The 22,719-nt window shown below is 65.6% G+C and carries 22 protein-coding genes; 18 read left to right on the top strand and 4 right to left on the bottom strand.

Features of this window, described 5'->3' with window-relative positions; all coding sequences use genetic code 11:
* The first annotated feature begins 51 nt into the window (after positions 1 to 51).
* Genes E3O45_RS08945 through holA form a run of 3 tightly spaced genes read left to right on the top strand, consistent with a single transcriptional unit; the run spans position 52 to position 4,403 of the window.
* Positions 52 to 744 (top strand): helix-hairpin-helix domain-containing protein, encoded by a 693-nt coding sequence (locus E3O45_RS08945; protein WP_134443088.1) that lies wholly within the window; start codon positions 52 to 54, stop codon positions 742 to 744.
* Complete coding sequence (locus tag E3O45_RS08940) at positions 741 to 3,308, top strand: ComEC/Rec2 family competence protein (protein ID WP_134443087.1); 2,568 nt, start codon at positions 741 to 743, stop codon at positions 3,306 to 3,308. The genes E3O45_RS08945 and E3O45_RS08940 overlap by 4 nt, the downstream gene beginning before the upstream one ends.
* A gap of 39 nt (positions 3,309 to 3,347) precedes the next feature.
* The gene (gene holA, locus E3O45_RS08935; protein ID WP_241985296.1) at positions 3,348 to 4,403 is read left to right on the top strand and encodes a DNA polymerase III subunit delta; all 1,056 of its coding nucleotides are present in this window, start codon (positions 3,348 to 3,350) and stop codon (positions 4,401 to 4,403) included.
* A gap of 263 nt (positions 4,404 to 4,666) precedes the next feature.
* Here holA and rpsT read toward each other — a convergent pair whose 3' ends face one another.
* The gene (gene rpsT / locus E3O45_RS08930; protein ID WP_092448491.1) at positions 4,667 to 4,930 is read right to left on the bottom strand and encodes a 30S ribosomal protein S20; all 264 of its coding nucleotides are present in this window, start codon (positions 4,928 to 4,930) and stop codon (positions 4,667 to 4,669) included.
* A 356-nt stretch (positions 4,931 to 5,286) separates the two neighbouring features.
* A complete protein-coding gene (locus tag E3O45_RS08925; RefSeq protein ID WP_134443085.1) occupies positions 5,287 to 6,015 on the bottom strand; it encodes an alpha/beta fold hydrolase in 729 nt (242 codons plus the stop codon).
* 50 nt (positions 6,016 to 6,065) lie between these two features.
* Between E3O45_RS08925 and E3O45_RS18010 the strand changes: the two genes are divergently transcribed.
* Genes E3O45_RS18010 through hemW form a run of 4 tightly spaced genes read left to right on the top strand, consistent with a single transcriptional unit; the run spans position 6,066 to position 10,108 of the window.
* A complete protein-coding gene (locus tag E3O45_RS18010) occupies positions 6,066 to 6,350 on the top strand; it encodes a hypothetical protein (RefSeq protein WP_241985295.1) in 285 nt (94 codons plus the stop codon).
* A gap of 7 nt (positions 6,351 to 6,357) precedes the next feature.
* Complete coding sequence (lepA, locus tag E3O45_RS08915) at positions 6,358 to 8,208, top strand: translation elongation factor 4 (RefSeq protein ID WP_134443084.1); 1,851 nt, start codon at positions 6,358 to 6,360, stop codon at positions 8,206 to 8,208.
* 5 nt (positions 8,209 to 8,213) lie between these two features.
* Complete coding sequence (locus E3O45_RS08910) at positions 8,214 to 8,864, top strand: DUF1990 family protein (protein ID WP_134443083.1); 651 nt, start codon at positions 8,214 to 8,216, stop codon at positions 8,862 to 8,864.
* Between the two features lie 20 nt (positions 8,865 to 8,884).
* A complete protein-coding gene (hemW, locus tag E3O45_RS08905; RefSeq protein WP_134443082.1) occupies positions 8,885 to 10,108 on the top strand; it encodes a radical SAM family heme chaperone HemW in 1,224 nt (407 codons plus the stop codon).
* A gap of 9 nt (positions 10,109 to 10,117) precedes the next feature.
* Here the strand turns inward: hemW and E3O45_RS08900 are convergent, their stop codons facing one another.
* Positions 10,118 to 10,525 (bottom strand): DUF4870 domain-containing protein, encoded by a 408-nt coding sequence (locus E3O45_RS08900; protein WP_370450350.1) that lies wholly within the window; start codon positions 10,523 to 10,525, stop codon positions 10,118 to 10,120.
* Between the two features lie 171 nt (positions 10,526 to 10,696).
* Entirely contained in the window at positions 10,697 to 11,170 is a 474-nt protein-coding gene (locus E3O45_RS08895) for a DUF4870 domain-containing protein (RefSeq protein WP_134443081.1), read from the bottom strand.
* A gap of 238 nt (positions 11,171 to 11,408) precedes the next feature.
* Here E3O45_RS08895 and hrcA point away from each other — a divergent pair, with 238 nt between their 5' ends.
* The 11 genes from hrcA (at position 11,409) to leuA (ending at position 22,616) form a co-directional block, all read left to right on the top strand.
* Positions 11,409 to 12,428 (top strand): heat-inducible transcriptional repressor HrcA, encoded by a 1,020-nt coding sequence (gene hrcA, locus E3O45_RS08890; RefSeq protein WP_134443080.1) that lies wholly within the window; start codon positions 11,409 to 11,411, stop codon positions 12,426 to 12,428.
* Positions 12,429 to 12,495: 67 nt separating this feature from the next.
* On the top strand, positions 12,496 to 13,599 hold the full coding sequence (gene dnaJ / locus E3O45_RS08885; protein ID WP_134443079.1) for a molecular chaperone DnaJ: 1,104 nt from the start codon (positions 12,496 to 12,498) through the stop codon (positions 13,597 to 13,599).
* A 1-nt stretch (position 13,600) separates the two neighbouring features.
* Complete coding sequence (locus E3O45_RS08880; protein ID WP_134443078.1) at positions 13,601 to 14,341, top strand: 16S rRNA (uracil(1498)-N(3))-methyltransferase; 741 nt, start codon at positions 13,601 to 13,603, stop codon at positions 14,339 to 14,341.
* 51 nt (positions 14,342 to 14,392) lie between these two features.
* The gene (locus E3O45_RS08875; RefSeq protein ID WP_134443077.1) at positions 14,393 to 14,770 is read left to right on the top strand and encodes an HIT domain-containing protein; all 378 of its coding nucleotides are present in this window, start codon (positions 14,393 to 14,395) and stop codon (positions 14,768 to 14,770) included.
* Positions 14,771 to 14,825: 55 nt separating this feature from the next.
* The gene (locus E3O45_RS08870) at positions 14,826 to 15,842 is read left to right on the top strand and encodes a PhoH family protein (protein WP_134443190.1); all 1,017 of its coding nucleotides are present in this window, start codon (positions 14,826 to 14,828) and stop codon (positions 15,840 to 15,842) included.
* On the top strand, positions 15,839 to 16,303 hold the full coding sequence (gene ybeY / locus E3O45_RS08865) for an rRNA maturation RNase YbeY (RefSeq protein WP_092448504.1): 465 nt from the start codon (positions 15,839 to 15,841) through the stop codon (positions 16,301 to 16,303). Before E3O45_RS08870 ends, ybeY begins: the two co-directional genes overlap by 4 nt.
* Positions 16,303 to 17,634, top strand: a complete 1,332-nt coding sequence (locus tag E3O45_RS08860; protein WP_174843076.1) for a hemolysin family protein — start codon at positions 16,303 to 16,305, stop codon at positions 17,632 to 17,634. Before ybeY ends, E3O45_RS08860 begins: the two co-directional genes overlap by 1 nt.
* Entirely contained in the window at positions 17,631 to 18,548 is a 918-nt protein-coding gene (era, locus tag E3O45_RS08855) for a GTPase Era (RefSeq protein WP_092448506.1), read from the top strand. Before E3O45_RS08860 ends, era begins: the two co-directional genes overlap by 4 nt.
* A gap of 329 nt (positions 18,549 to 18,877) precedes the next feature.
* Positions 18,878 to 19,327 carry a hypothetical protein gene (locus E3O45_RS08850; protein WP_134443075.1) on the top strand — a complete coding sequence of 150 codons (450 nt, stop codon included), beginning with the start codon at positions 18,878 to 18,880 and terminating at the stop codon, positions 19,325 to 19,327.
* A 279-nt stretch (positions 19,328 to 19,606) separates the two neighbouring features.
* Positions 19,607 to 20,467, top strand: a complete 861-nt coding sequence (locus tag E3O45_RS08845) for a DUF222 domain-containing protein (RefSeq protein ID WP_166789444.1) — start codon at positions 19,607 to 19,609, stop codon at positions 20,465 to 20,467.
* A gap of 382 nt (positions 20,468 to 20,849) precedes the next feature.
* Positions 20,850 to 22,616 carry a 2-isopropylmalate synthase gene (leuA, locus tag E3O45_RS08840; RefSeq protein WP_134443073.1) on the top strand — a complete coding sequence of 589 codons (1,767 nt, stop codon included), beginning with the start codon at positions 20,850 to 20,852 and terminating at the stop codon, positions 22,614 to 22,616.
* Positions 22,617 to 22,719 lie beyond the last annotated feature (103 nt).

Raw genomic sequence — 22,719 nt, 5'->3', positions numbered from 1 at the left:
GATGGGGCATCCGACCAGAAACGGATACTTCGCGCGGCCTAGCCTGCGAGCATGCAGCCCGACCGGTTCCCCCTCGATCTGGAGCGCCTCGCTCCGGCCGCGGGGGGACGTCCCCGACTGCGAGTTGGCGTGGGAGCGGCCGTCGTGCTCCTGCTGCTCGCCCTCGTGGTCGCCGTCATCGTGTCGGCGGTGGGCCAGCAGGCGGGGCAGCGCACGGTCGGCTCGCAAACGCTATCGATCCCCACGGGCGGCAGCCTCGAGCCGTTTGATGCCGGTGAGAGCACAGCGCCGAATGACTCTGCCACGGACGCGCTCATCTTCGTGCACGTTCTGGGGGCGGTTGCCCGGCCCGGCCTGTTCGAGTTGCGGGACGGCGCCCGGGTCATGGATGCGATCGCCGCCGCCGGCGGGCTGAGCGCCGAGGCCGACCCTGCCGGGGTTAATCTTGCCCGGGTCGTGAGCGATGGCGAGCAATTCTACGTGCCGCGGCAGGGCGAGGTGCCGCCGGGCGTCCCAGCGGCGGCCGTCTCCGGGGGAGCTGGCTCGCCCGCCGCCAAGGTCAACCTCAACTCGGCGACGCTCGCCGATCTCGACTCCCTGCCCCGCATCGGCCCAACCATGGCACAGCGCATCATCGACTTTCGCACGGCTAACGGGCGATTCACCAGCGTGGACGGCCTGCGCGATGTCACGGGAATCGGCGATAAAACGTTCGAGGCGCTCAAAGACCTCATTACGGTATGAGCCTCGACTTGCGGCTGGCGCTTCCGGCCCTGGCCGCGTGGCTCACTGCAGGGTTGCTGATCGGAGCGCCAGAGGGCGCCTGGTCCATCGCCCTGGTCCTGTGGGCAGCGGCCGGGGTGACGGCTGGCATCCTCGTGATGAAACGGATGCCGGCGCATTCCGTCGTGCTGGGGGCCGATGCGCCGCAGCCAGTTCGATCGGCAACCGATCGTGCGAGCGCTGTGCTGGCCAGCGGTCGTGCTGCTCGGCGGGTCGTGGAGCAGAATGCAGCGTCCCGTCGGTGGGGTCGGACTACCCCCGGAACGTCACCTCGGCCGGGTGACCGCTGGCAGACGCGGGGCGGCAGCATCGTGCTCTGCTGTGCGGCGGCGGCTCTTGTCGCCACTGCCGTCGGGGTATGGGCGCCGGTGCGCCTGCCGCCGGAGGTGCGCGCCGCCGCGGAGTCGCACGCGACGCTTACGGTCACGGTCACGGTCTGGTCGGTTCCGGTACCAGCCAAAGCTTTCATCGGCGGCGGTACGTCGGGGCGGGTGCGCTACCGGGCCACGCTCACGCAGTTGGACCTGCGCGGCGAATCGACGAGGGTGTCGACCCCGGTGGTGGTGTTCGCCGAGGCAGCCGGGGGAGGCGACGAACCCGAGATCGGCACCAGCCTGCGCCTGCGCGGCACCCTGCGCCCGACGGATCCGGGCGACGCGGCGGTCGCCTTGCTGTTTGCCACCGACCCCGCTCAGGTAGCCGAGTCTCCGCCCTGGTGGCTGCAGTGGGCGAACGAGCTCCGCGCTCGGTTCGCGGCGGCCGCGACGAGCCTCCCCGGTGACGGGGGCGATCTGCTCCCCGGCCTGGCGATCGGCGACACGAGCGCGGTCAGCCCCGACCTCGATCAAGCCATGAAAACCAGCTCCCTGAGCCACTTGACCGCCGTTTCCGGGGCCAATTGTGCCATCGTCATCGCCGCGATCATGCTGCTCGGCGGCTACCTGCGGCTCGGTCGGAGCTGGCGCATTCTGCTGTCACTGGCGACGCTGCTCGGCTTTACCGTGCTGGTCACACCCGAGCCGAGCGTGCTGCGCTCGGCGGTCATGGCCACCCTCACTCTCGCGTCGATCGGCGCCGGCCGGCCCGGGCGAGGCGTGCCCACCCTGCTCATCGTGGTGATCGGACTGCTCGCGAGCGACCCGTGGCTGGCCCGCAACTACGGCTTTGCGCTGTCCGTGCTCGCGACCGCGGGGCTCCTCATTCTGGCCGGTCCGCTCAGCCGGCTGCTCAGCCAGTGGATGCCGCTGGCCCTGGCCGCCGTCATCGCCATTCCCCTGGCCGCCCAACTGGCCTGCCAGCCCGTGCTCATTCTGTTGAGCCCCAGCCTGCCGCTGTACGGGGTGCCGGCCAACATTCTCGCTGGTCCCGCCGCGCCGGTCGCCACGGTGGTCGGGCTGATCGCCTGCCTGACCCTGCCGGTGCTCCCGGGCGTAGCGTCGGGCCTGCTCGCCCTGGCCTGGCTGCCATCGGCGTGGATCGCCGCCGTTGCCCAGACCACGTCGACGCTGCCGGGCACCCGCCTGCCGTGGCCCGGCGGAGTGCCCGGCGTATTGCTGCTCTCAGTCGTCACCTTGCTCACGCTCGTGGTCGTCCTGCGCGGCCCGGCAGCTCGCCCCGCCCGCTGGCCGGCGGCGGTCCTCGCCGTGCTGCTGGTCGGCTTCGGAGGTTACGCCGGGTCGCTGATCGGCACCGGAATTGGCCGGGCCGCCTCCTTGCCGGCGAACTGGCAGATTGCAGCCTGCGATATTGGGCAGGGCGACGCCGTCGTCGTGCGCGATGGTGATCGGTACGGCCTGGTTGACGTCGGTCCCGACCCGAAACTGCTCGCGAGCTGCCTGGCGACCCTTGGCATCAGTCGCATCAATTTGCTCGTACTTACCCACTACGACCTCGACCATATCGGCGGGTTGGATGCTGTCATCGGCAAGGTCGATACCGCCCTGGTCGGGCAGCCGGAGAACGCGCAGGACGAACGCCTGCACGAGCGTCTCGCCGCCGGTGGAGCCGTCGTGCGTCAGACGGCTCGGGGTGATGCCGGCACGCTGGGCGGACTGCGCTGGAACATACTCTGGCCCGTCCGTGGAGCTACGACGATGCAGGCGGGCAACCCGGGAAGCATCACCATTGTGTTCGAAGGGCGGGGCATCCGTTCGATTTTTCTCGGGGATCTCGGCGAGGAATCGCAGAATGCCTTGCGGCGCGTCTCGCCGCCCGGCCGGGTCGACGTCGTGAAGGTCGCCCACCATGGCTCGGCCGATCAGAGCCCCGAGCTGTACGCCGAGTTGCGGGCCCGGGTGGGGCTGATCTCGGTCGGCGCGACAAACACCTACGGGCATCCCACCGACGCGCTGCTCAACGTTCTCGCCTCGGTGAAAACCGTTTCCGTGCGCACCGACCGGGAGGGGATGGCGGTGGTTGCGCCAGGGGCCAACGGCACCCTCGTGCTCTGGACGGAGAAGATCACCGACCGCGGGCCGCCCGTGCCGCCGACGGCTGCTGCCGGGAGGGTCAGTCGTGCGCGTTAGGCTTGATCGACCACCCGCATGACACCCAAGGAGAGCGCTTTGGCCGCACGACCCGCCACGACCGGCTCCCGCTCCGGCAAGGCAGCCCCCGCCCGCGCGGCCAAGGGCACCGTCATTCCCCAGCTCGGCTGGCACCAGGTGCGTCCGGCACCGATCGTGCTCGTCTCGGGGACCGAAACGTTTCTCGCGGAACGCGCCATCCGTCAGCTCCGCGACTTTCTCAAACTTGAAGATCCCAGCGTTGAAATCAGCGACGTGCAGGCCGACAGCTACGCCCCCGGTGAGCTGCTCACCCTGGCGAGCCCGTCCCTGTTCGGCGAGCCGCGGCTGATTCGGGTCAGCAACGTCGAGAAGTGCAGCGACACCTTTCTCGCCGAGGCGCTCGACTACCTAGAGCACCCGGCCGACGACACCTACGTCGTGCTGCGACACGGCGGGGGAGTGCGGGGCAAGAAGCTGCTCGACACTATTCGCAGCGGACTCGGTGGCGCCATCGAGGTGGTCTGTACCGAGCTCAAGAAAGACACCGAGAAGTACGAATTCGCGTCGAACGAGTTCAAGGCGGCCGGCAAACGCGTCACCGCGAGTGCGCTGCGGCAGCTTGTAGCCGCGTTCTCCGACGATCTGGCCGAACTCTCCGCCGCCTGCCAACAGCTCATCGCAGACGCGACGAGCGAGGTCACCGAAACCACGGTCGACCGTTACTACGGCGGTCGGGTTGAAACCAACGCCTTCAAGGTTGCAGACTGGGCCATCGCCGGCCGCAATGGCGAGGCCCTCGTCACCCTGCGGCACGCCCTCACCTCCGGTGCCGATCCGGTGCCGATCGTCGCGGCCTTCGCTATGAAGATTCGCACCATGGCGAAGGTCTTCGGAGCCCGCGGCGGCTCTGCTCAGCTCGGTGCCCAGTTCGGTCTGGCCCCCTGGCAGGTGCAGCGTGCCCAGAAGGACCTGCGCGGCTGGAGCGACGAGGGCCTTGCCCGTTGCATCCTCGTGCTCGCCGAAACGGATGCCGCGGTGAAGGGTGCGGGTCGCGACCCGGTCTACGCTCTCGAGCGACTCATCGGCGTGATCGCCCGCCGCGGCGAGGGCTAGCACCATCGGCAACGAGCGGGTCTCGGGGCTGCTGAGCCTGGGTCAACCTGCGCGGTTGACCGCAATACACGCCGAGTAATGGACCACTGCGTCACAGAGTGTGTGGTCAATTCGAGACCCAGGGACAGCGCCACTGCTGCCCGAACGGGGTGCCAGGGACACAAAAAACCCCCGCCGAGGGGCGGGGGCTTATGTGCCACGAGGTGCAGCATCCGCTCTAACGAGCCGACGCAGACACCAGGTGCGGGTGGATGCAGCGTCGATTAGACGAGTGCGCCGACAGCCTTCGCGATGGCGGACTTCTTGTTCGCAGCCTGGTTCTGGTGGATTACACCCTTGCTGACGGCCTTGTCGAGCTTCTTGGAAGCAAAGGCCAGACCGACGACGGCCTTGTCTTTGTCGCCAGCGGCAATTGCGGTACGAGTCGCGCGGATCGCGGACTTGAACTCACTCTTGACGGCCTTGTTGCGCTCCTGGGCCTTCTTGTTGGTGCCAATTCGCTTGATCTGCGACTTGATATTTGCCACGTTTTTTACGCTTTCGTTAGGTTCTAGTACGGACAGCCGCTCAGCGGTAGAGGGCGCTTCTGCGGCGAAAATCGTGCGGGGTGGGACCCAACACGCAAGCCAACCACTAACGCTACCAGCAATTGGTCCGCCCCCAAAACCCGCCCGGTCGGTGGGAACCCCTTTTCGCTCGCGCGAGCGGATGCCGCTGCACCCTCCGTGCGCATGACCGCGCCCGATGTGGGTAACCCTACGCCGGTTGCCGTAGCGCGCACCGGTATCGGGCGCGCTCACGCGGGTGCGGTGTGCCATGAGTGCATTCGGGTACCCAGCTCGGCCGCGGCAAGCGGATGCTGCGGCAAGCGGATGCCGCGGCCTCAGTTCGCCCGCGACACCAATCCGGCGACCCCCAACAGAATCGCCGTGAAGCGCTCCGGCTGGGCCAGGCTCGACAGATGCGTTGCTCCCGGCACCACGACGACCGTCCCGTTGCGGCAGGCGGAGAGAAAGCGCCGCTCGTTCAGCCGAAAGTGATCGAGTGCACCGTTGACCAACCAGACCGGGCCGGGATACGCCGCGAGGCTGGCCAGGGGAGTCAGCGTCGAGGTCGCCTGCAGGCCGGAATCCATCACGTCGAGTGCGGCGCCGCCCGCGAGTACATCGCGCGCCCCGGCCGCAGGTAGAAGGAGGCGTGCCAGACCCTCGTGCAGCCACAAGCCCCGATCGGGCAGGCGGTGAATCATTCGGGCCAGCAGCCGATACCCCTCGAGCAAAGCGCCCCTGGGAACTGCACTACAGCCGGCAGCGATCAGCCCGGCTACCCGATCGGGGTGCTCTGCGGCATAGGCGACGGCGTAGTAGCCGCCGAGCGAGAGCCCGACCAGCAGCACACTGCCACCGAGCGCCGCCACCCCGTCGTCGATGGCGGCGAGCGCGGCCGGCACCGTGAACGGCTCCGTCATCCGCTGCCCGTGGCCGGGCAGATCAATCGCGAGAACCCGGTGCCCGGCGGCACGCAGCTTCTTCTCCTGATACCTCCACATCGTGGCCGAGGCACGGATACCGTGAACGAGCAAAATTGGTACGCGTGACTCGGGAATCTCCATGCCCGCGAGCCTAGTCAGCCCCGATCACAGCGCATGCCGAGGCTGGAGCGATGACATCTGCACTCACGACCACGTTGACCGCCATCATCAATGCTCGCGTCGTTCCGGTGAACTTTTTGGTGCACCAGGCCTCCCTGGCCGTGCAGGAAGGGCTGCCGGTGCAGACGACGCTCGAAGCGCTCTCGGTCAACCCGGCCGCGATTCTCGGACGCGACTCCCGGGTCGGACCTCTCACCGTTGGACAGTCCCGCTGGCAGATAGTCGGCAGCCGGGGCCGCCGGTACCAGCGCTTGCGGCTCGGGGAGAACGCCAACCGCCGGAGCATGGAAGAATAGATGAACTATGTCACCGAGAGCCCTTCACGCGCTGGAACCGGCCGCCACGGCCCCCGAGTTCATCCGCAACTTCTGCATCATTGCCCACATCGACCACGGCAAGTCGACCCTCGCCGACCGGATGCTGCAGATCACCGGCGTCGTCGACGAGCGTTCCATGCGGGCCCAGTACCTGGACCGCATGGACATCGAGCGGGAACGCGGCATCACCATCAAGAGCCAGGCCGTGCGCATGCCGTGGGAAATGGACGGCGTCACCTACGCCCTCAACATGATCGACACCCCCGGCCACGTCGACTTCACCTACGAGGTCTCCCGCAGCCTCGCCGCCTGCGAGGGCGCCATCCTGCTGGTCGACGCGGCCCAGGGCATCGAAGCTCAGACCCTCGCCAACCTCTACCTCGCCCTCGAGAACGACCTCACGATCATTCCGGTGCTCAACAAGATCGACCTGCCGGCCGCCGATCCGGAGAAGTACGCCCGCGAACTCGCGAGCCTCATCGGCGGACGCCCCGAAGACGTGCTGCGTGTCTCCGGCAAGACCGGCGCCGGTGTTGAAGAGCTGCTGAACCTCGCCACGACGATGATTCCGGCGCCGAAGGGTAACCCTGATGCCGCCGCTCGCGCCATGATCTTCGACTCGGTCTACGACAGCTACCGCGGCGTCGTCACCTACGTGCGCATGATCGACGGGCACCTAAAGGCCCATGAAAAAATTCAGATGATGTCGACCAAGGCGACGCACGAGATCCTCGAGATCGGCGTCATCTCGCCCGAACCGGTGGAGAGCAAGGGTCTCAGGGTCGGCGAGGTCGGCTACCTGATCACCGGTGTGAAAGACGTGCGCCAGTCCAAGGTCGGCGACACCATCACGACCGCAGTGCGCCCGGCGACCGACGCCCTGCCCGGCTACGACGAACCGCAGCCCATGGTGTTCTCCGGCCTGTACCCGATCGACGGCAGCGATTATCCGGCGCTGCGCGAAGCACTGGACAAACTCAAGCTGTCTGACGCCAGCCTCGGCTACGAGCCGGAGACATCCGTCGCCCTCGGTTTCGGATTTCGCTGCGGGTTTCTCGGCCTGCTGCACCTCGAGATCATCACCGAACGCCTCGAACGTGAATTCAATATTGACCTCATCACCACGGCGCCGAGCGTGCCCTACGAGGTCACCACCGACGACAAGCGCACCGTCACGGTCACCAACCCGAGCGAATACCCCACCGGCAAAATTGCCAAGGTGCTCGAACCCATGGTCAAGGCCGCGATTCTCGCCCCGAAAGACTACGTCGGCGTGATTATGGAGCTGTGTCAGAGTCGCCGTGGCACCCTGCTCGGCATGGAATACCTCGGCGAAGACCGCGTCGAGATCCGCTACTCGATGCCGCTCGGTGAGATCGTGTTCGACTTCTTCGACATGCTCAAGGGCCGCACCGCCGGGTACGCCTCGCTCGACTACGAACCCTCCGGCGAGCAGGAAGCCGACCTGGTCAAGGTCGACATTCTGCTGCAGGGCGAACAGGTCGACGCGTTTTCCGCCATCGTGCACCGCGACAAGGCCTACGCCTACGGCGCGCTAATGACCGGGCGCCTGCGCAAACTGATTCCGCGCCAGCAGTTCGAGGTGCCCATCCAGGCCGCGATCGGCGCGCACATCATCGCCCGCGAGAGCATCTCGGCGATGCGCAAAGACGTGCTGGCCAAATGCTACGGCGGTGACATCTCACGCAAGCGCAAGCTGCTGGAGAAGCAGAAAGAGGGCAAGAAACGCATGAAGATGGTCGGCCGGGTCGAAGTTCCGCAGGAAGCCTTCATCGCCGCGCTCAGCGGCGACATCGAGACCAAAGACAAGAAGTAAAGCGGATGCGCAGGGCCACCTTCACCGACGCCGCCGTCAGCTACGCTGCCATCGGCGGTACGCTGGCGCCCGACCTGATGAGCTATCCGCCCAAGGGCTACCGGCCGATGGAGCAGAGCGTCAGGCTCGGCAGTTCGCCGGAACGCTTTGAAGCCGCGACGAAGTTGCTGATGACGTGGGGAATCCAGCGCGGCAGCGGCATGGAGGTGACCGACCTCGAAAATGGAACCGGCGTGCAGTACACGCCGGTGACCTTTGGGCCTGACGGCGCGCCGGCGGGCGGGCAGCAGCATCCGGTCAATGAAGCGACCTTCGCTGAGGATGGCACCCCGTATATTGCGAACGGTATGACGGCCACACTCAAGATGCGGGTTGGACCGATCGGCGTGACCGCGCCGGTGCGGGTCGTTTACGTGATCGACGAGGCCGCCCGCATCGGGTTCGCCTACGGCACCCTGGCCGGTCACCCGGAGAGTGGTGAGGAATCCTTCATCGTCGAGCACCGCGAGGACGACTCGGTTTGGTTGACGATCCGCTCCTTTTCGCGGCCGAGCGCCTGGTATTACCGACTGGCGTGGCCGGTGCTGCGCTTTCAGCAGGCCAAATTCACCAAGTTGTATCTGCGGGCTTTGCACCCCGCGGGTGCGATCAAATAGAACGTACTGGAGCACCACCCATGGCCGGACCCCACCCCATCGGCGACCCGGCACCCGACGACGGCCTTCTGCCGACCTCGGCAGCCGTCAACGCCGCTGAACGCGATTTCGGCGTCTACCTGCACGTGCCGTTCTGCCGGGTGCGCTGCGGCTACTGCGATTTCAACACCTATACCGCGACCGAACTGCGCGGCGTCAAGCAGAGCGACTACGCCAGCCAAGCCGTGCTCGAGGTTGAGGCCGCCAGCCGCATCCTCACCGCATCGGGTGTGCCCGAACGCCCGGTGGCAACGGTGTTCTTCGGGGGAGGCACACCCACGCTGCTGCCGGTCACCGACCTGGCGAAAATGCTCGGTGCCGTGCGCGACCAGTGGGGCTTGACCGACGACGCCGAAGTAACCACCGAGGCGAACCCCGACTCGGTCGATGCCGCCTACCTCGGCGCCCTCGCCGAGGCCGGATTCACCCGGGTGTCTTTCGGTATGCAGTCCGCCGTGCCGCACGTGCTGGCGACCCTGGAACGCACCCACGACCCGGAGCGGGTGCCCCTCGTGGTGGAATGGGCCCGCGCCGCCGGCCTCGACGTGAGCCTCGACCTCATCTACGGCACGCCGGGAGAGTCGCTCGCCGACTGGCGCACCAGCCTCGAACAGGCGCTCAGCCTGCACCCAGACCACCTCAGCGCCTATTCGCTCATCGTCGAAGACGGCACCAAACTTGCGCGGCAGATTCGCCGCGGCGAGATCGCCCCGACCGACGACGACCAACAGGCCGACTTCTACGAACTCGCCGACGAACTGCTCGCCGCCGCCGGCTATGACTGGTACGAGGTCAGCAACTGGGCTACGAGCGACGCGCACCGCTCCCGCCACAACCTCGCCTACTGGACCGGCCAGGACTGGTGGGGCATCGGCCCCGGCGCCCACAGCCACATCGGCGGGGTGCGCTGGTGGAACGTCAAACATCCCGCAGCCTATTCAGAGCGGATGCTCGGCGGCCTGTCGCCGGCCGCCGGTCGCGAAACGCTCGACGCGCCCACCCGGGAACTCGAACGCATCCTGCTGCAGAGTCGCATCCGCACCGGGATCCCGGTCGCATCGCTGTCCGCGGACGGTCGCCGGGAGGTCGCCGGTCTGATCGCCGACGAGCTCGTCAACGCCAAAGCCGCCCTCGCCGGGACCATTGAACTGACCCTGCGCGGACGGCTTCTGGCCGACGCCGTGGTACGGCGCCTCAGCGACTAAGAGCGCGAGCTAGCTGAAAAACTTGATGGTCAGGGGGTAGGAATACCCCTGGCCGCGGTTGGCGGCGAGTGCGGCGAGGATCGAGAAGATGATGCCGAGCACCCAGGCCACCGGCACAATCAGGTAGCCGATCAGAATCGCCGTCAACGCGGTGCCCACCACATAGACGATCGTCAGTGTGATCTGAAAGTTCAGTGCCGTCGCACTGTGGGCACGAATGAACGGCCCGCGATCGCGCAGCACGAGGTAGCCGATCAGTGCGGGAACAAAGGCGAAGAGGATGCCGCCGACGTGAATCAGGGTCGCCCACATCTTCTCGTCGGCCGGACTCATCGGCGTTGGCGGGACGCCCTGCCCGTACGGGTTTTGCGGCGGGGTGGATTCATATGGATTTGTGCGCGAATCGTTCTCGGACATGCGGTCTCCTGTTCGAGCGTGGTCGGTTTGGTCGCGGTGGATCTGGCGATGGGTTGCCGACGACATCCAGGGAAGAACCACTGCGTGCACTAGCACTGTGTGGGGTCGGACAAGCCAGGCCAGACTCCTCCAGACTAACCGTCCGAGATGCGTATTGGACCGGGCCGCGCGCTACTTGATCAGGCGAATCGCGACCGGATACCGGTAGTTCTGGCCGTCCTTGGCCTTCAGAAACCCAATGATCGAAAAGATGACTCCGGCCACCCAGAGCAGCCAGGTCAGGCCGATGAGCAGGCCGCCAATTCCGAAGGTGACGATCGCCAGGATGAACGAGACGATATTTATCGCGACGTATCCGATCACGAGGGTGATCTGAAAGTTGAGCGCCTCCTTCGCTTCGGTATTGGTGAGGCGGCCGCGGTCCTTGAAGACCAGCCAAATAATCAGCGACGGAAGAAAGCTCAGGATGCCGCCGAGGTGCGCAAACGAGGCCCATTGTCGGTCGTCGGCCTCCGAGAGTGGGGCTGCGGCTGTAGGGGTGCCGTATGGGCTGCCCGTACCGGGCTGCTGGCCATACGGCGGCTTCCCAGCATTAGGGTCACGGTAGTTGGAATCACCGGGAGGTTGTGCCTGTGGATCGCTCATGATCGTGCCTTTCACTGAACTCCGGGGGGAGCGTATAGCGGTAATTAAACGCTCGGTTCGCGATACTGGCAATGGGTGCGCTCAGCCGGAACACGGCCGGTCGCGATAGTATTGGCAGTCAGTGGATGCGAGTGCCAACGACGTGCCGGCAAACCTGCGTTCCGGCGCGCTTGAGGCGCGCCGACCCGGGGCATCCGCTTAATTGAAGTTGTACCGGAAATAGAGGAAGGCGGGCGAAATGGTTTCCGACCGTGGGCTCGATGTGCTGCGCGTCATCGTGCAGGACTACGTCGCGTCCCGCGAACCCGTCGGCTCCAAATCCATCGTCGACCGGCATTCCTTCGGTGTTTCCGCCGCGACCATTCGCAACGACATGGCCCTGCTCGAAGAAGAAGAGCTCATCGCGGCGCCGCACACCTCCTCGGGGCGCATCCCGACCGATAAGGGCTACCGGGTCTTCGTCGACCACCTGGCCGACCTGCGTCCGCTGACCCCGGCCCAGCGTCAGGCCATTGAAACTTTCCTGGGTCACTCCGCCGACCTCGACGAGGTGCTCGTGCGCAGCGTGCGTTTGCTCTCGCAGCTCACCCACCAGGTCGCGCTCGTGCAATACCCCTCGCTGTCCCGCGCCAGGGTTCGGCACATCGAGTTCGTGCCGCTGACCGAGACGCGAATCCTGTCGGTGCTGATCACCGATTCCGGCGGGGTCGAGCAGCGAGTCATCGACCTGCCGCGAGCATTCGACGAGCAGACGCTCGGCGAACTGCGCGCCCGACTCAACGTCACGGTCGTTGGACTGGGCATGGCCGAGGCGAGCGTTGCCCTCGCCGCGAGCGTCTGGCCGGGATCGCCGTCGCTGCAGCCGATCGTCGACCTGATCACGCGCACCGTCGCCGACCAGGTCGGGGCCAACCGTCAGGAGAAGCTCGTCATGGCCGGAGCCGCAAACCTGGTGCGCACCGAAGACGACTTCTCCGGCAGCATCTATCCGGTACTCGAAGCCATCGAAGAACAGGTCGTGCTGCTGCGGCTGTTCGGCGAGATGGAGACCGACCAGCACGGCGTTTCGGTGAGTATCGGCCGGGAGAATGCGGCCTTCGGCCTGCCGGAAGCGAGCGTGCTGACCAGCGGCTATACCGCAGGCGGCAACCTGGCCCGGCTGGGCGTGCTCGGGCCGACCCGCATGGACTATTCCAACAATATGGCGGCCGTCCGCGCCGTCGCCCGGTACCTCTCCCGCCTGCTCGGCGAGACCTGAACTCTGTACCAATCAGGCTCTGTGCCATTTCGAACAACCATCATCAAAAAATCAAGGAGAGCCACCTTTGGCTGACCATTACGAAGCGCTTGGCGTTGACCGCGACGCGACCACCGACCAAATCAAGAAGGCCTACCGTCGCCTCGCCCGCGAGCTGCACCCCGACGTGAACCCCGGCGCCGAAGCATCCGAACGGTTCAAGAGCATCACGCACGCCTATGACGTGCTGAGCGACGCCAAGCAGCGCCAGAAGTACGACCAGGGCGGCGGCCAGAACGGCGGCTTCGACGGGCAGAACTTCGGCAACTTCGGCGACATCTTCGAGACCTTCTTCGGCGGCGGCGGCAGCAGCCGTGGTCCGCGCTCGCGCCGCGAACGCGGCCAGGACGCCCTGATTCGAGTCGACCTCGACCTCGACGAGGTCATCTTCGGCACGCACCGCGACCTGGAGGTCGACACGGCGATCGTCTGTGAGACCTGCAAGGGGTCCTGTTGCGCGCCCGGCACCTCGCCGATCACCTGCGACATCTGCCACGGCACGGGCAGCATCCAGCGCGCCGTGCGCTCCCTGCTCGGGAACGTGATGACGTCAAGCCCGTGCGGTTCCTGCCGCGGTTACGGCACCATCATCGCCACCCCGTGCATGACCTGCTCCGGTCAGGGCCGCATTCGCGCCCGCCGCACCGTTCCGGTCGACATTCCGGCCGGCGTCGACACCGGCCTGCGCCTGCAGATGCCCGGCAGCGGCGAAGCCGGCCCGGCTGCCGGTCCCAACGGAGACCTGTACCTCGAGATGAAGGTGCGCCATCACGACGTGTTCAGCCGTGACGGCGACGACCTGATGTGCTCGCTCGACGTGCCGATGACCAGTGCGATTCTCGGCACCACCGTGACCGTCAAGGCTCTCGACGGTGACATCGAGGTGGAGATTCGCCCCGGATCGCAGAGCTCCGAGGTACTCACGATCAAGGATCGCGGCATCACCAAGCTGCGCGGCAGTGGCCGCGGCGACCTCAAGGTCGGCATCCACGTGCTCACCCCGACCAAGCTCGACCACAAGGAACGCGACCTGATCGAACAGTTCGCAGCCCGCTACGCGGCTCCGGCGCCGACCCTGAGCCAGTACCAGCAGGGCTTGTTCGCGAAGCTGCGCGACCGGTTCCTCGGCTGACGTGGCACATTTCTACCTGCAGGAAACGCTCCGGGCGGCGCAGTGCCGCCCGGGGCAGGTGGTCACCGTGGACGGCGCCGAGGCGCGGCACGCGGTCACGGTGAGCCGGGTGCGCCCCGGGGACCGGCTCCGCCTGGGTAATGGGGCCGGGTTGCTGCTGGAGGGAGCCGTGCTGACGGCGGACGCTGTGCAGTTGACCCTGCGCGTCGATGACGCGAGCGAGACTGCGGCGGCGACGCCGCGCATCCGCTTGGTGCAGGCCCTCGCCAAGGGTGACCGGGACGAACTGGCCATTCAGGCCGCCACCGAACTCGGCGTCGACGGCGTCATCCCGTGGTCCGCAGCCCGCTCCATCACCAGGTGGGAGGGCGCGAAGATCGCCAAAGGCCACGAACGCTGGAGCAGCATCGTGCGTGAGGCCAGCAAACAGTCGATCCGGGCTTGGCTGCCCGATGTCGCCCAGCTGACCAGCACCAAGCAGCTGGCCGTTTTGGCCGCCACGACACGGATGCTGCTGCTCGACCCGACCGCGACCGGTCGCCTCACCGAGGTGGCCGTCCCCACCGACGACCGCGACATTCTGCTTGTCGTCGGCCCCGAGGGCGGAATATCGCCGGCCGAACTGCTCCTGCTCGAGCAGGCCGGCGCGAGCCAGGTACGCCTCGGCGACACCGTGCTGCGCACATCGACCGCGGGGCCAGCCGCCCTCGCAATCCTCAATGCAACTTTGGGTCGCTGGTAGAGCGTGCCGTTGGTAGTGCGTGCCGCTGATAGCGCCGCTTAAGATAGAGGTATGTCTTCTTCCGTCGCCCAACCGACCATTTTCAGCCGCATCATCGCGCGTGAGATTCCGGCGACGATCGTGGCCGAAACCGAGCACATCATCGCCTTCCTCGACATTGCACCCAAAGCCCCGGTGCACGTTGTCGTCACCACGAAAGACCCTCAATATCAGAACGTGGTCGAGCTCGCCGCCGGCAATCCCACCCTGCTCGCCGAACTCGTCGCCGTGGCCGAGCAGATCGCGGTCGAACGCACCAACGGACAGTTCCGTCTGGTGTTCAACACCGGGGCGGCCGCCGGCCAGACCGTCTTCCACGTGCACGCGCACGTGCTCGGCAGCCCCGAAGCGTCTGATCAGCTGGGGGAGGACTCGCTTGGCGCCCTCTGATTCTTATAAAGCTGACTCCAACAGGGAGCTGCGCTTCACCGTTGACGGCGTCGCCATGGTGCGCCTGCTCGGCCCCGAAGACCGCTACCTGAACACCATCGAGGCCGCCTACCCGAAGGTCGACGTGCACGTGCGCGGCAACGACGTGACGCTCGGCGGCTCGGCCGACGACGTCGAGGCCGTGCGTCGCCTGATCGAGGAGCTGCAGCTGGCCCTGCGCACCGGCCACGACCTCGGCGAAACCGAGGTGGCCACGGCGGCACGGATGCTGGCTGTCGACAGTTCCGTGAGCCCATCCGCTCAGCTCGGCGCCCCAATTCTGACCGCCCGTGGCAAGAGTATTCGGGCCAAATCGATCGGCCAGAAAGAGTACATCGACGCGATCGACGACAACACGATCGTGTTCGGCATCGGACCGGCCGGAACCGGCAAGACCTACCTCGCCATGGCGAAGGCGGTGCGTGCTCTGCAGAACAAAGAGGTCGAGCGCATCATCCTGACCCGCCCGGCCGTGGAGGCCGGAGAACGGCTCGGCTTTCTGCCCGGCACGCTCACCGACAAGATCGATCCCTACCTGCGGCCGCTCTACGACGCGCTCGGCGAAATGCTTGACCCCGAACTGATCCCCAAATTGCTCGCGGCCGGCACGATCGAGGTCGCCCCGCTTGCCTACATGCGCGGTCGCACCCTGAACGCAAGCTTCGTCGTGCTCGACGAAGCCCAGAACACGACGCCCGAGCAGATGAAGATGTTCCTGACCCGCCTTGGCTTCGGCTCCAAGATGGTCATCACCGGCGATGTCACCCAGATCGACCTGCCGGCCGGCAGCAGCGGCTTGAAATTGGTGACCCGTGTGCTTGACGGTATCGACGACATCCACTTTTCCTATCTGACCAGTGCCGACGTTGTGCGGCACTCGCTGGTCGGGCGCATCGTCGACGCGTATACCGAGTACGACGCGCAGAAACAGGCCCTCCGCCAGGAGAGCGCCGAAGCGCGCGCATTTGCTACTCAAGGCCCCCAGCGCACCGGCAATGCGCCCGGCCGCAACCCGAAACGGAGTTCCAGTTGAGCATCGAAATCAACAACGAGTCGACCATCCCGGTCGATGAGGCCGCCATTCAGCGCCTCGCTGCCTTCGCGCTCGACACCATGCACGTGCACGCCGACGCCGAACTCGCCATTGTGCTGGTCGACGAGGGCGCCATGGAGCAGCTGCACGTGCAGTGGATGGATGAGCCGGGCCCCACCGACGTTCTGAGCTTTCCGATGGACGAACTACGCCCCGGTACCGAGGAGCAGGAGACCCCGCCCGGATTGCTCGGCGATATCGTGCTCTGCCCGCAGGTCGCCAAGGAGCAGGCTGAAACCGCCGGGCACAGCACCCTCGATGAGCTACTGCTACTGACCACGCACGGCGTGCTGCACCTGCTCGGCTTCGACCACGCCGAACCGGCCGAGGAGAAGGAAATGTTCGGCATTCAGCGCGACATTCTCATCGGTTTTGCCATGCAGGAACGACAACGCCCCTGATGCACATCGTGTGGTTTATTTACGCGGCCGTGGTTCTGGTCGTGTTTGCCGGTCTGATGGCCGCCGTCGACGCGGCGATCACGACCCAATCCCGGGCCGATATTGTCGGCCTGGTGCCGACTCGGCGGGCGAAACGGTCGCTCCGCGCGATCGCCGAGGACACCGGCGCACACCTGAATGCGATCAACTTCATTCGCATTACCGCCGAGACCACGGCGGCGGTCCTGGTGACCCTCGTTTTTGCGACCACCATCGAGGCCCTGTGGCTCGCGCTGTTGCTGTCGGCGCTGATCATGACCTCGGTTTCGTTTGTGCTGGTCGGTGCCAGTCCGCGCAGTGTCGGGCGGGCGCATCCGGTCGCCCTGCTGACGGCCACCGCGCTGCTCGTGCATGTTGCGCGCGTTCTGCTCGGACCGATCGCGAACGCCCTGGTCGCCCTCGGAAACCGCGTCACCCCCGGCCGTACCAAGCTGGCGACCTTCACCTCCGAAGACCAGCTGCTCAGCATGGTCGACGAGGCCACCGAACTCGACGTAATCGAGGAGGACGACCGCGAGCTCATCCACTCAATTTTTGAGTTCAGCGACACTGTCGTGCGGGAGCTCATGATTCCCCGCACCGACATGATCACCATCGACGCCGACGCGAGCATTGACGCGGCCATGGGCCTGTTCCTGAGCAGCGGTACCTCGCGCGTGCCCGTTCGGGGCGGCGAGGTCGACGACGTCGCCGGCATCCTTTACCTGCGCGACGTTGCCCGGCTGGTCTTTGAACGCCCGATCAATGCCCTGCAGCTGACGGTCGCAGAACTCGCACGTCCGGCCGTGTTCGTGCCGGAATCCAAGAAAGCCGACGATATGCTGCGGCAGATGCAGCTTGAGTCCAACCACCTGGCCATGGTCGTTGACGAGTACGGCGGCATCGCCGGACTGGTCACCCTCGAGGATCTGATCGAGGAGCTCGTCGGCGATATCTCGGATGAGTACGACCGCGATGTGGTCGAGTTCGAAGACCTTGGCGATGGACATTTTCGGGTCAGCGCCCGACTGCCGGTCGACGAGCTCGGCGAACTCTTTGACCTCGAGCTCGACGACGATGATGTCGACTCGGTCGGTGGCCTTCTGGCCAAGGCACTCGGGCGACTGCCCGTCGCCGGGTCGGTCGCCTCGGTGAGCGGATTGAACCTCACCGCCGAACGCACCGAAGGTCGTCGTAAGCGCATCAGCACCGTGCTGGTGGAGCGCGACGAAGCGCTGATTGATGCGCAGACCGCATTTCTTACGGGAACGAACCGTAGCACAGTGTCTGATGATGAAGGAGAACGGTCATGACCGCAGCAACACCGGCGCACCCCGCCGATTACCGAGCGGGATTCGTCTCCTTCGTGGGACGCCCCAACGTGGGAAAATCCACGCTGACAAACGCGCTCGTGGGGGAGAAGGTCGCGATCACCTCGTCGAAGCCGCAGACCACCCGCCGCGCCATTCGGGGCATCGTGCACCAGAAGAACGGCCAGCTCATTCTGGTCGACACCCCCGGAATCCACCGCCCGCGCACCCTCCTCGGTGAGCGCCTGAACAGCCTGGTCACGGCGACCCTGGCCGGCGTCGATGTGATCGGCCTGTGCATCCCGGCCAACGAGCCGATCGGCCCGGGAGACAAGTTCATCAACGAGCAACTGGATGCCTTCCCGCGGGCCAAAAAGGTCGCCATCGTCACCAAGATTGATGCATCCTCCAAGACCAACGTCGCCAATCAGCTGCTCGCCGTCTCCCAGCTGCGGGATTGGGAGGCCATTGTTCCGATCTCCTCGACCAGCCGAATCCAGCTCGACACCCTGGCGACCCAACTCCTGCGCCTGCTGCCGCATGCGGATGCCCCGCTCTACCCGGCCGACACCGTCACCGACGAGACCCTCGAGTCGCGCATCTCGGAGTTCATTCGCGAGGCAGCCCTTGAGGGCGTCACCGACGAGCTGCCGCACTCGATCGCCGTGACCATCGACGACATCATCGAGCGTGATGACCAGGAACTGGTTGAGATTTACGCCAACCTGTTCGTCGAACGGGACAGCCAGAAGGGCATCATCATCGGCAAGTCGGGCAGCCGGCTGAAGGATGTCGGTACCCGCGCGCGTAAACAGATCGAACCGCTCGTCGGCAAGCGCGTCTTTCTGTCGCTGCGGGTGAAGATCGCCAAGGAATGGCAGCGCGACCCGAAGCAGCTCGGGCGCCTCGGCTTCTAACGCATTGGCCAATCGTTCAGTTCGGGTCATTTGCGGTCTGAATCTCACGCGTGGGCGCGTTCGTATGCTTCCGCTGCTTCACGGATCACGTGTGATTTCGTGACACGCCGTTGGCTGGCGACCCTGGTGGAGCGGGCTCGGTGAACGCGTCCAGAGCCTGAACCGCTCGTCGACCATGTTCATCCGGGTTTTGCGTTGTTCGAGGCGATCCCGTTACGGTCGAATGGATGTTGCAGTGAATGTGCAGAGTTTCGAGTTCTACGGGGGTAGTCATCCGCTACGCAAGAATTGCACTTTCGACCGGATTCGCGCTGGTCTATCTAGTGGCGGTGGGATTCATCGCCCTGCGGGCAGAGGCGGTGACGTCAGGGGTAGTTCTCGGTTGGGACAACACGGTGATCTCGGCTACCAACGTCGGTTCGCCGTGGTTGCAAAATCTTTTTGTAGCCGGGCTGAGCGGCTTGCTGATCTTCTGGTGCGTGCGCGACAGCAGCGGTGATGAGCCCATCCGTGTTTACCCCGCTCTGTGCGCGTTCGGTGTGTTGATCCTCGGCACTGTCTGGTTTTCAGTCACGAAGGACTATTCCTTCGTCCCGTACACTCTCGGGGGTCCGCTCGAGGCCCAAGCCAATCCCGTCGGCATGTGGGCCGAAGCCGGTGCGCTGAGTCCTGCCGTGCATGCTGTTTGCGCCGTTCTTGCCGTAATAGTCCTTGTTGCTCTCCAGAAGCACAGAGCAGACATTCGACGGCGCCCTGTTCGGGAGTCGATGCCCGGTTAGTGGCGCTGGCCGGCTCGCTGCCCCTCCCGAGATCGTCCCGCGCTGGCCTGAACTGCATGAAATGGCGATAGAACTTCGATGTTTACTTCGATGCGTCAATCGCCCCCACCGCAATGCTCCCGATGCACAAACTCTTCAATCGGGCACCAGCTAGGGCCTAGCGCTGCGTGGATGACCACCAGCTCGCTGTGGCACCGGAAATTCTTATTGAAAGATATCTGAGTTTCTCTCGCTTTCATGTTCGATTCGGGGTAGAATTACGGGAAGGAGGCAATGGCGATGACCGCCGATCAGACCGAGGAGGAGGGCGCGGTGTCCCTGGCTCGCCGGCTGGGCTGCCGTAGCGGCCTCGTGTTGGTCTCGACCCTGGCCCGGATCTCGCGCAGTGAGGTGCGGCAGCGTGCCAGCCTGGGTAAGACTGCGGGTGAGCGGATGCTGCTGGGTCGGTCCCTGTCGCCGACCTATCCCGTTGTCGGGGAAGCTGTGCAGGGCGGGGCGCTTGCAGTGGAGCAGGCCCGCGTGATTGTGTCCGTTCTCGACGGCTTGCGCCCCTCGGTTCTGGTTGATGACCTCGACCGGGTCGAACGCTCTCTCGTGGCGAGTGGGTCCGGTGCGATCACGCCCGAGACCGACGGCCAGCATGGCCAGAACGCAGGCCGCGACGAACGGACTGGAGCAAGCGGCGGCCAGGTGCTCAGTCCTTGCCCGCAGGAACCGGGCGACTTCCGCTCGATCGGTGAGAAGCAGGCCGGGATCCTCCGCGCGGTGTTCGAAGCGGCCGCTCGACAGCCGGGAACCCCGACGATGGGCGGCGCGGCACCGTGGGTGGGGGCTCGCGCATCGACCGGCGGGCGGGAACTCGCGCCTCTACCAGCGTGTGCGCATTCCACCAGCGGCACGGTGACGTTTTTCAGGCCGGCAATCATCGGGCTCACGGTCCGATCGGCGGGGGTGCGCGACGCCAGGTGGATCCTCGGGAACGTTAGCAGCATGTCGGAACCACCCCATCGTTGGTCGAGCCCGTCGAGACCGCCATCTCCTGACCGGTCGAGACCTGCGGTGCCGGCCACGGTCCTACCGGTCGGACCGGGAGGTGCCGCCCGGGCACGACTGCGCTACCCGGTGAATGACTGGGCGTAGGAATCGTCCTGGGCCGTGTGTCCGGTGAGCCCGTCCAGAGCGGGAACGGTTGGTTCCTGGGTAGCGACGGCGGTTTCGATCCGCGTCGGCGCTGACGTTTCGCCCGGCACCGGGGCATCCGTTGTCGGGGCACGCCCGGACGAGGTTTCCGCATCGGGCTTCGTGCTCGTTCAAACTGACCTCGGTCTCGGGACTCGAGCAGGCGCAGCCGCTCGCCGACGCCAGCGTTGCGACGTGGTCGAAACCAGGCCAAACGGTGCTAGCCTGAAAATGTGTTGAACGGTGCGCTCCTCCTTAGCTGCCGCGACGGGTCCTAATCTAAAGGCCTCCCTCGTCGCGGCGTTCGTCGTTGGCTGTGCGACACCCACGAGGAAACAGGATCATGAAGAACAATCAGACCGCGTCCACCCTGCCGATTCACCGCTACCGCCCGTACCACGAGCAGTTCGCCGTCGAGCTGCCCGACCGTACCTGGCCGAGTAAGCGCATCACGGTTGCACCGCGTTGGTGCGCGGTCGACCTGCGGGACGGCAACCAGTCGCTCATCGACCCGATGAGCCCCGAGCGCAAGCGCATCATGTTCGACCTGCTCGTGCGCATGGGCTACAAGGAGATCGAGGTGGGCTTTCCCTCGGCGAGCCAGACCGACTTCGACTTCGTGCGCAGCCTCATCGACGAGAACGCCATCCCCGACGACGTCACGATCCAGGTACTGACCCAGGCTCGCGAACATTTGATCAAGCGCACCTACGAGTCGATCACGGGCGCCAAACAGGCCATCGTGCACTTCTATAACTCCACCAGTATTTTGCAGCGCGAGGTGGTGTTTCGCGAGCAGAAGCAGGGCATCGTCGATCTGGCCCTGTTCGGGGCCCGCCTGTGCAAGCAGATGGAAGCGACCATTCCCGGCACGACCATCTACTACGAGTACTCGCCCGAGAGCTTCACCGGCACCGAACTCGACTTCGCCGTCGACATCTCCAACCAGGTCATCGAGATTTTGCAGCCGACCCCGGAGCGCAAAGTCATCATCAACCTGCCGGCGACCGTCGAAATGGCCACGCCCAATGTGTATGCCGATTCCATTGAGTGGATGAGCCGTCACCTGACCCAGCGCGAGAACGTGTTGATCTCGCTGCACCCACACAACGACCGCGGCACCGCGATTGCCGCCGCCGAACTGGGCTACCTGGCCGGTGCCGACCGCATCGAAGGCTGCCTGTTCGGCAACGGTGAGCGCACCGGAAACGTCGACCTCGTCGCCCTCGGCGTGAACCTCTTCACGCAGGGAATCGACCCACAGATCGACTTCAGCAACATCGACGAGATCAAGCGCACCGCGGAATACTGCAACCAGCTGCCCGTGCCCGAGCGCAACCCGTGGGCTGGCGACCTCGTCTTCACCGCGTTCAGCGGTTCGCACCAGGACGCCATCAAAAAAGGCTTCGAAGCGATGGATGCCGATGCCGCCAAACAGGGCTGCACGGTCAACGACCTGGTCTGGGCCGTTCCGTATCTGCCGATCGACCCCAAGGATCTCGGCCGTAGCTATGAGGCTGTGATTCGGGTCAACTCGCAGTCCGGCAAGGGCGGCGTCGCATACCTGCTCAAAACCGACCACGCCCTCGACCTGCCACGCAAGCTGCAGATCGAGTTCTCTGGCGTCGTGCAGGCCAAAACGGATGCCGAGGGTGGCGAGGTCACCAGCGAGCAGATCTGGGACATCTTCAACGACGAGTACCTGCCGGCCACGGTCAAGAACCCGGAAGCCCAGTGGGGCCGGTTCGAACTGCACTCCACCCGCACCTCGAGCGACCTGTCCGGCACCGTCGACCTCGCGGTCGAACTTCGTGACGGCGACACCGTGGCGCAGGCCACCGGCTCCGGCAACGGCCCGATCAACGCGTTCCTCGGCGTCATGGCCGAGCGCGGCATCGCGATCACGCTCTACGACTACGTCGAGCACGCGCTGTCGGCCGGGGGCGACGCCCAGGCTGCCGCCTATGTCGAGCTCGACGTGAACGGCAAGCGTTACTGGGGCGTCGGCATCGACGCCGATATCTCCACCGCTTCGCTCAAGTCGGTTGTCTCCGCAGTCAACCGCGGCATTCGCGCCGAGGTCGGCGACCGGGAGCTGTCCGCCGTCTAAGCCTGAATCCACCGGTTGACCTTGAGGTTTTGACGGCGCGTTAAACCGAGAATGCCCCTCTGACCAGCTAAAATAGTTGTTATCTAGACAAGCTATTCAATGC

The organism is Cryobacterium sp. TMS1-20-1, from assembly GCF_004402355.1.
GTDB lineage: Bacteria > Actinomycetota > Actinomycetes > Actinomycetales > Microbacteriaceae > Cryobacterium > Cryobacterium levicorallinum.
Note: the sequence above shows the minus strand (reverse complement) of the source record. Positions and strands in the feature narration are given on the sequence as shown.

Excerpts from the sequence above, each read along its gene's own strand:
- E3O45_RS08945 (WP_134443088.1), top strand. The coding sequence starts at position 52 with ATGCAGCCCGACCGGTTCCCCCTCGATCTGGAGCGCCTCGCTCCGGCC.
- E3O45_RS08940 (WP_134443087.1), top strand. The coding sequence starts at position 741 with ATGAGCCTCGACTTGCGGCTGGCGCTTCCGGCCCTGGCCGCGTGGCTC.
- E3O45_RS08925 (WP_134443085.1), bottom strand. The coding sequence starts at position 6,015 with ATGGAGATTCCCGAGTCACGCGTACCAATTTTGCTCGTTCACGGTATC.
- E3O45_RS18010 (WP_241985295.1), top strand. The coding sequence starts at position 6,066 with ATGACATCTGCACTCACGACCACGTTGACCGCCATCATCAATGCTCGC.
- lepA (WP_134443084.1), top strand. The coding sequence starts at position 6,358 with ATGTCACCGAGAGCCCTTCACGCGCTGGAACCGGCCGCCACGGCCCCC.
- E3O45_RS08910 (WP_134443083.1), top strand. The coding sequence starts at position 8,214 with ATGCGCAGGGCCACCTTCACCGACGCCGCCGTCAGCTACGCTGCCATC.
- hemW (WP_134443082.1), top strand. The coding sequence starts at position 8,885 with ATGGCCGGACCCCACCCCATCGGCGACCCGGCACCCGACGACGGCCTT.
- E3O45_RS08900 (WP_370450350.1), bottom strand. The coding sequence starts at position 10,525 with ATGTCCGAGAACGATTCGCGCACAAATCCATATGAATCCACCCCGCCG.
- E3O45_RS08895 (WP_134443081.1), bottom strand. The coding sequence starts at position 11,170 with ATGAGCGATCCACAGGCACAACCTCCCGGTGATTCCAACTACCGTGAC.
- hrcA (WP_134443080.1), top strand. The coding sequence starts at position 11,409 with ATGGTTTCCGACCGTGGGCTCGATGTGCTGCGCGTCATCGTGCAGGAC.
- E3O45_RS08875 (WP_134443077.1), top strand. The coding sequence starts at position 14,393 with ATGTCTTCTTCCGTCGCCCAACCGACCATTTTCAGCCGCATCATCGCG.
- E3O45_RS08870 (WP_134443190.1), top strand. The coding sequence starts at position 14,826 with ATGGTGCGCCTGCTCGGCCCCGAAGACCGCTACCTGAACACCATCGAG.
- E3O45_RS08860 (WP_174843076.1), top strand. The coding sequence starts at position 16,303 with ATGCACATCGTGTGGTTTATTTACGCGGCCGTGGTTCTGGTCGTGTTT.
- era (WP_092448506.1), top strand. The coding sequence starts at position 17,631 with ATGACCGCAGCAACACCGGCGCACCCCGCCGATTACCGAGCGGGATTC.
- E3O45_RS08845 (WP_166789444.1), top strand. The coding sequence starts at position 19,607 with ATGACCGCCGATCAGACCGAGGAGGAGGGCGCGGTGTCCCTGGCTCGC.
- leuA (WP_134443073.1), top strand. The coding sequence starts at position 20,850 with ATGAAGAACAATCAGACCGCGTCCACCCTGCCGATTCACCGCTACCGC.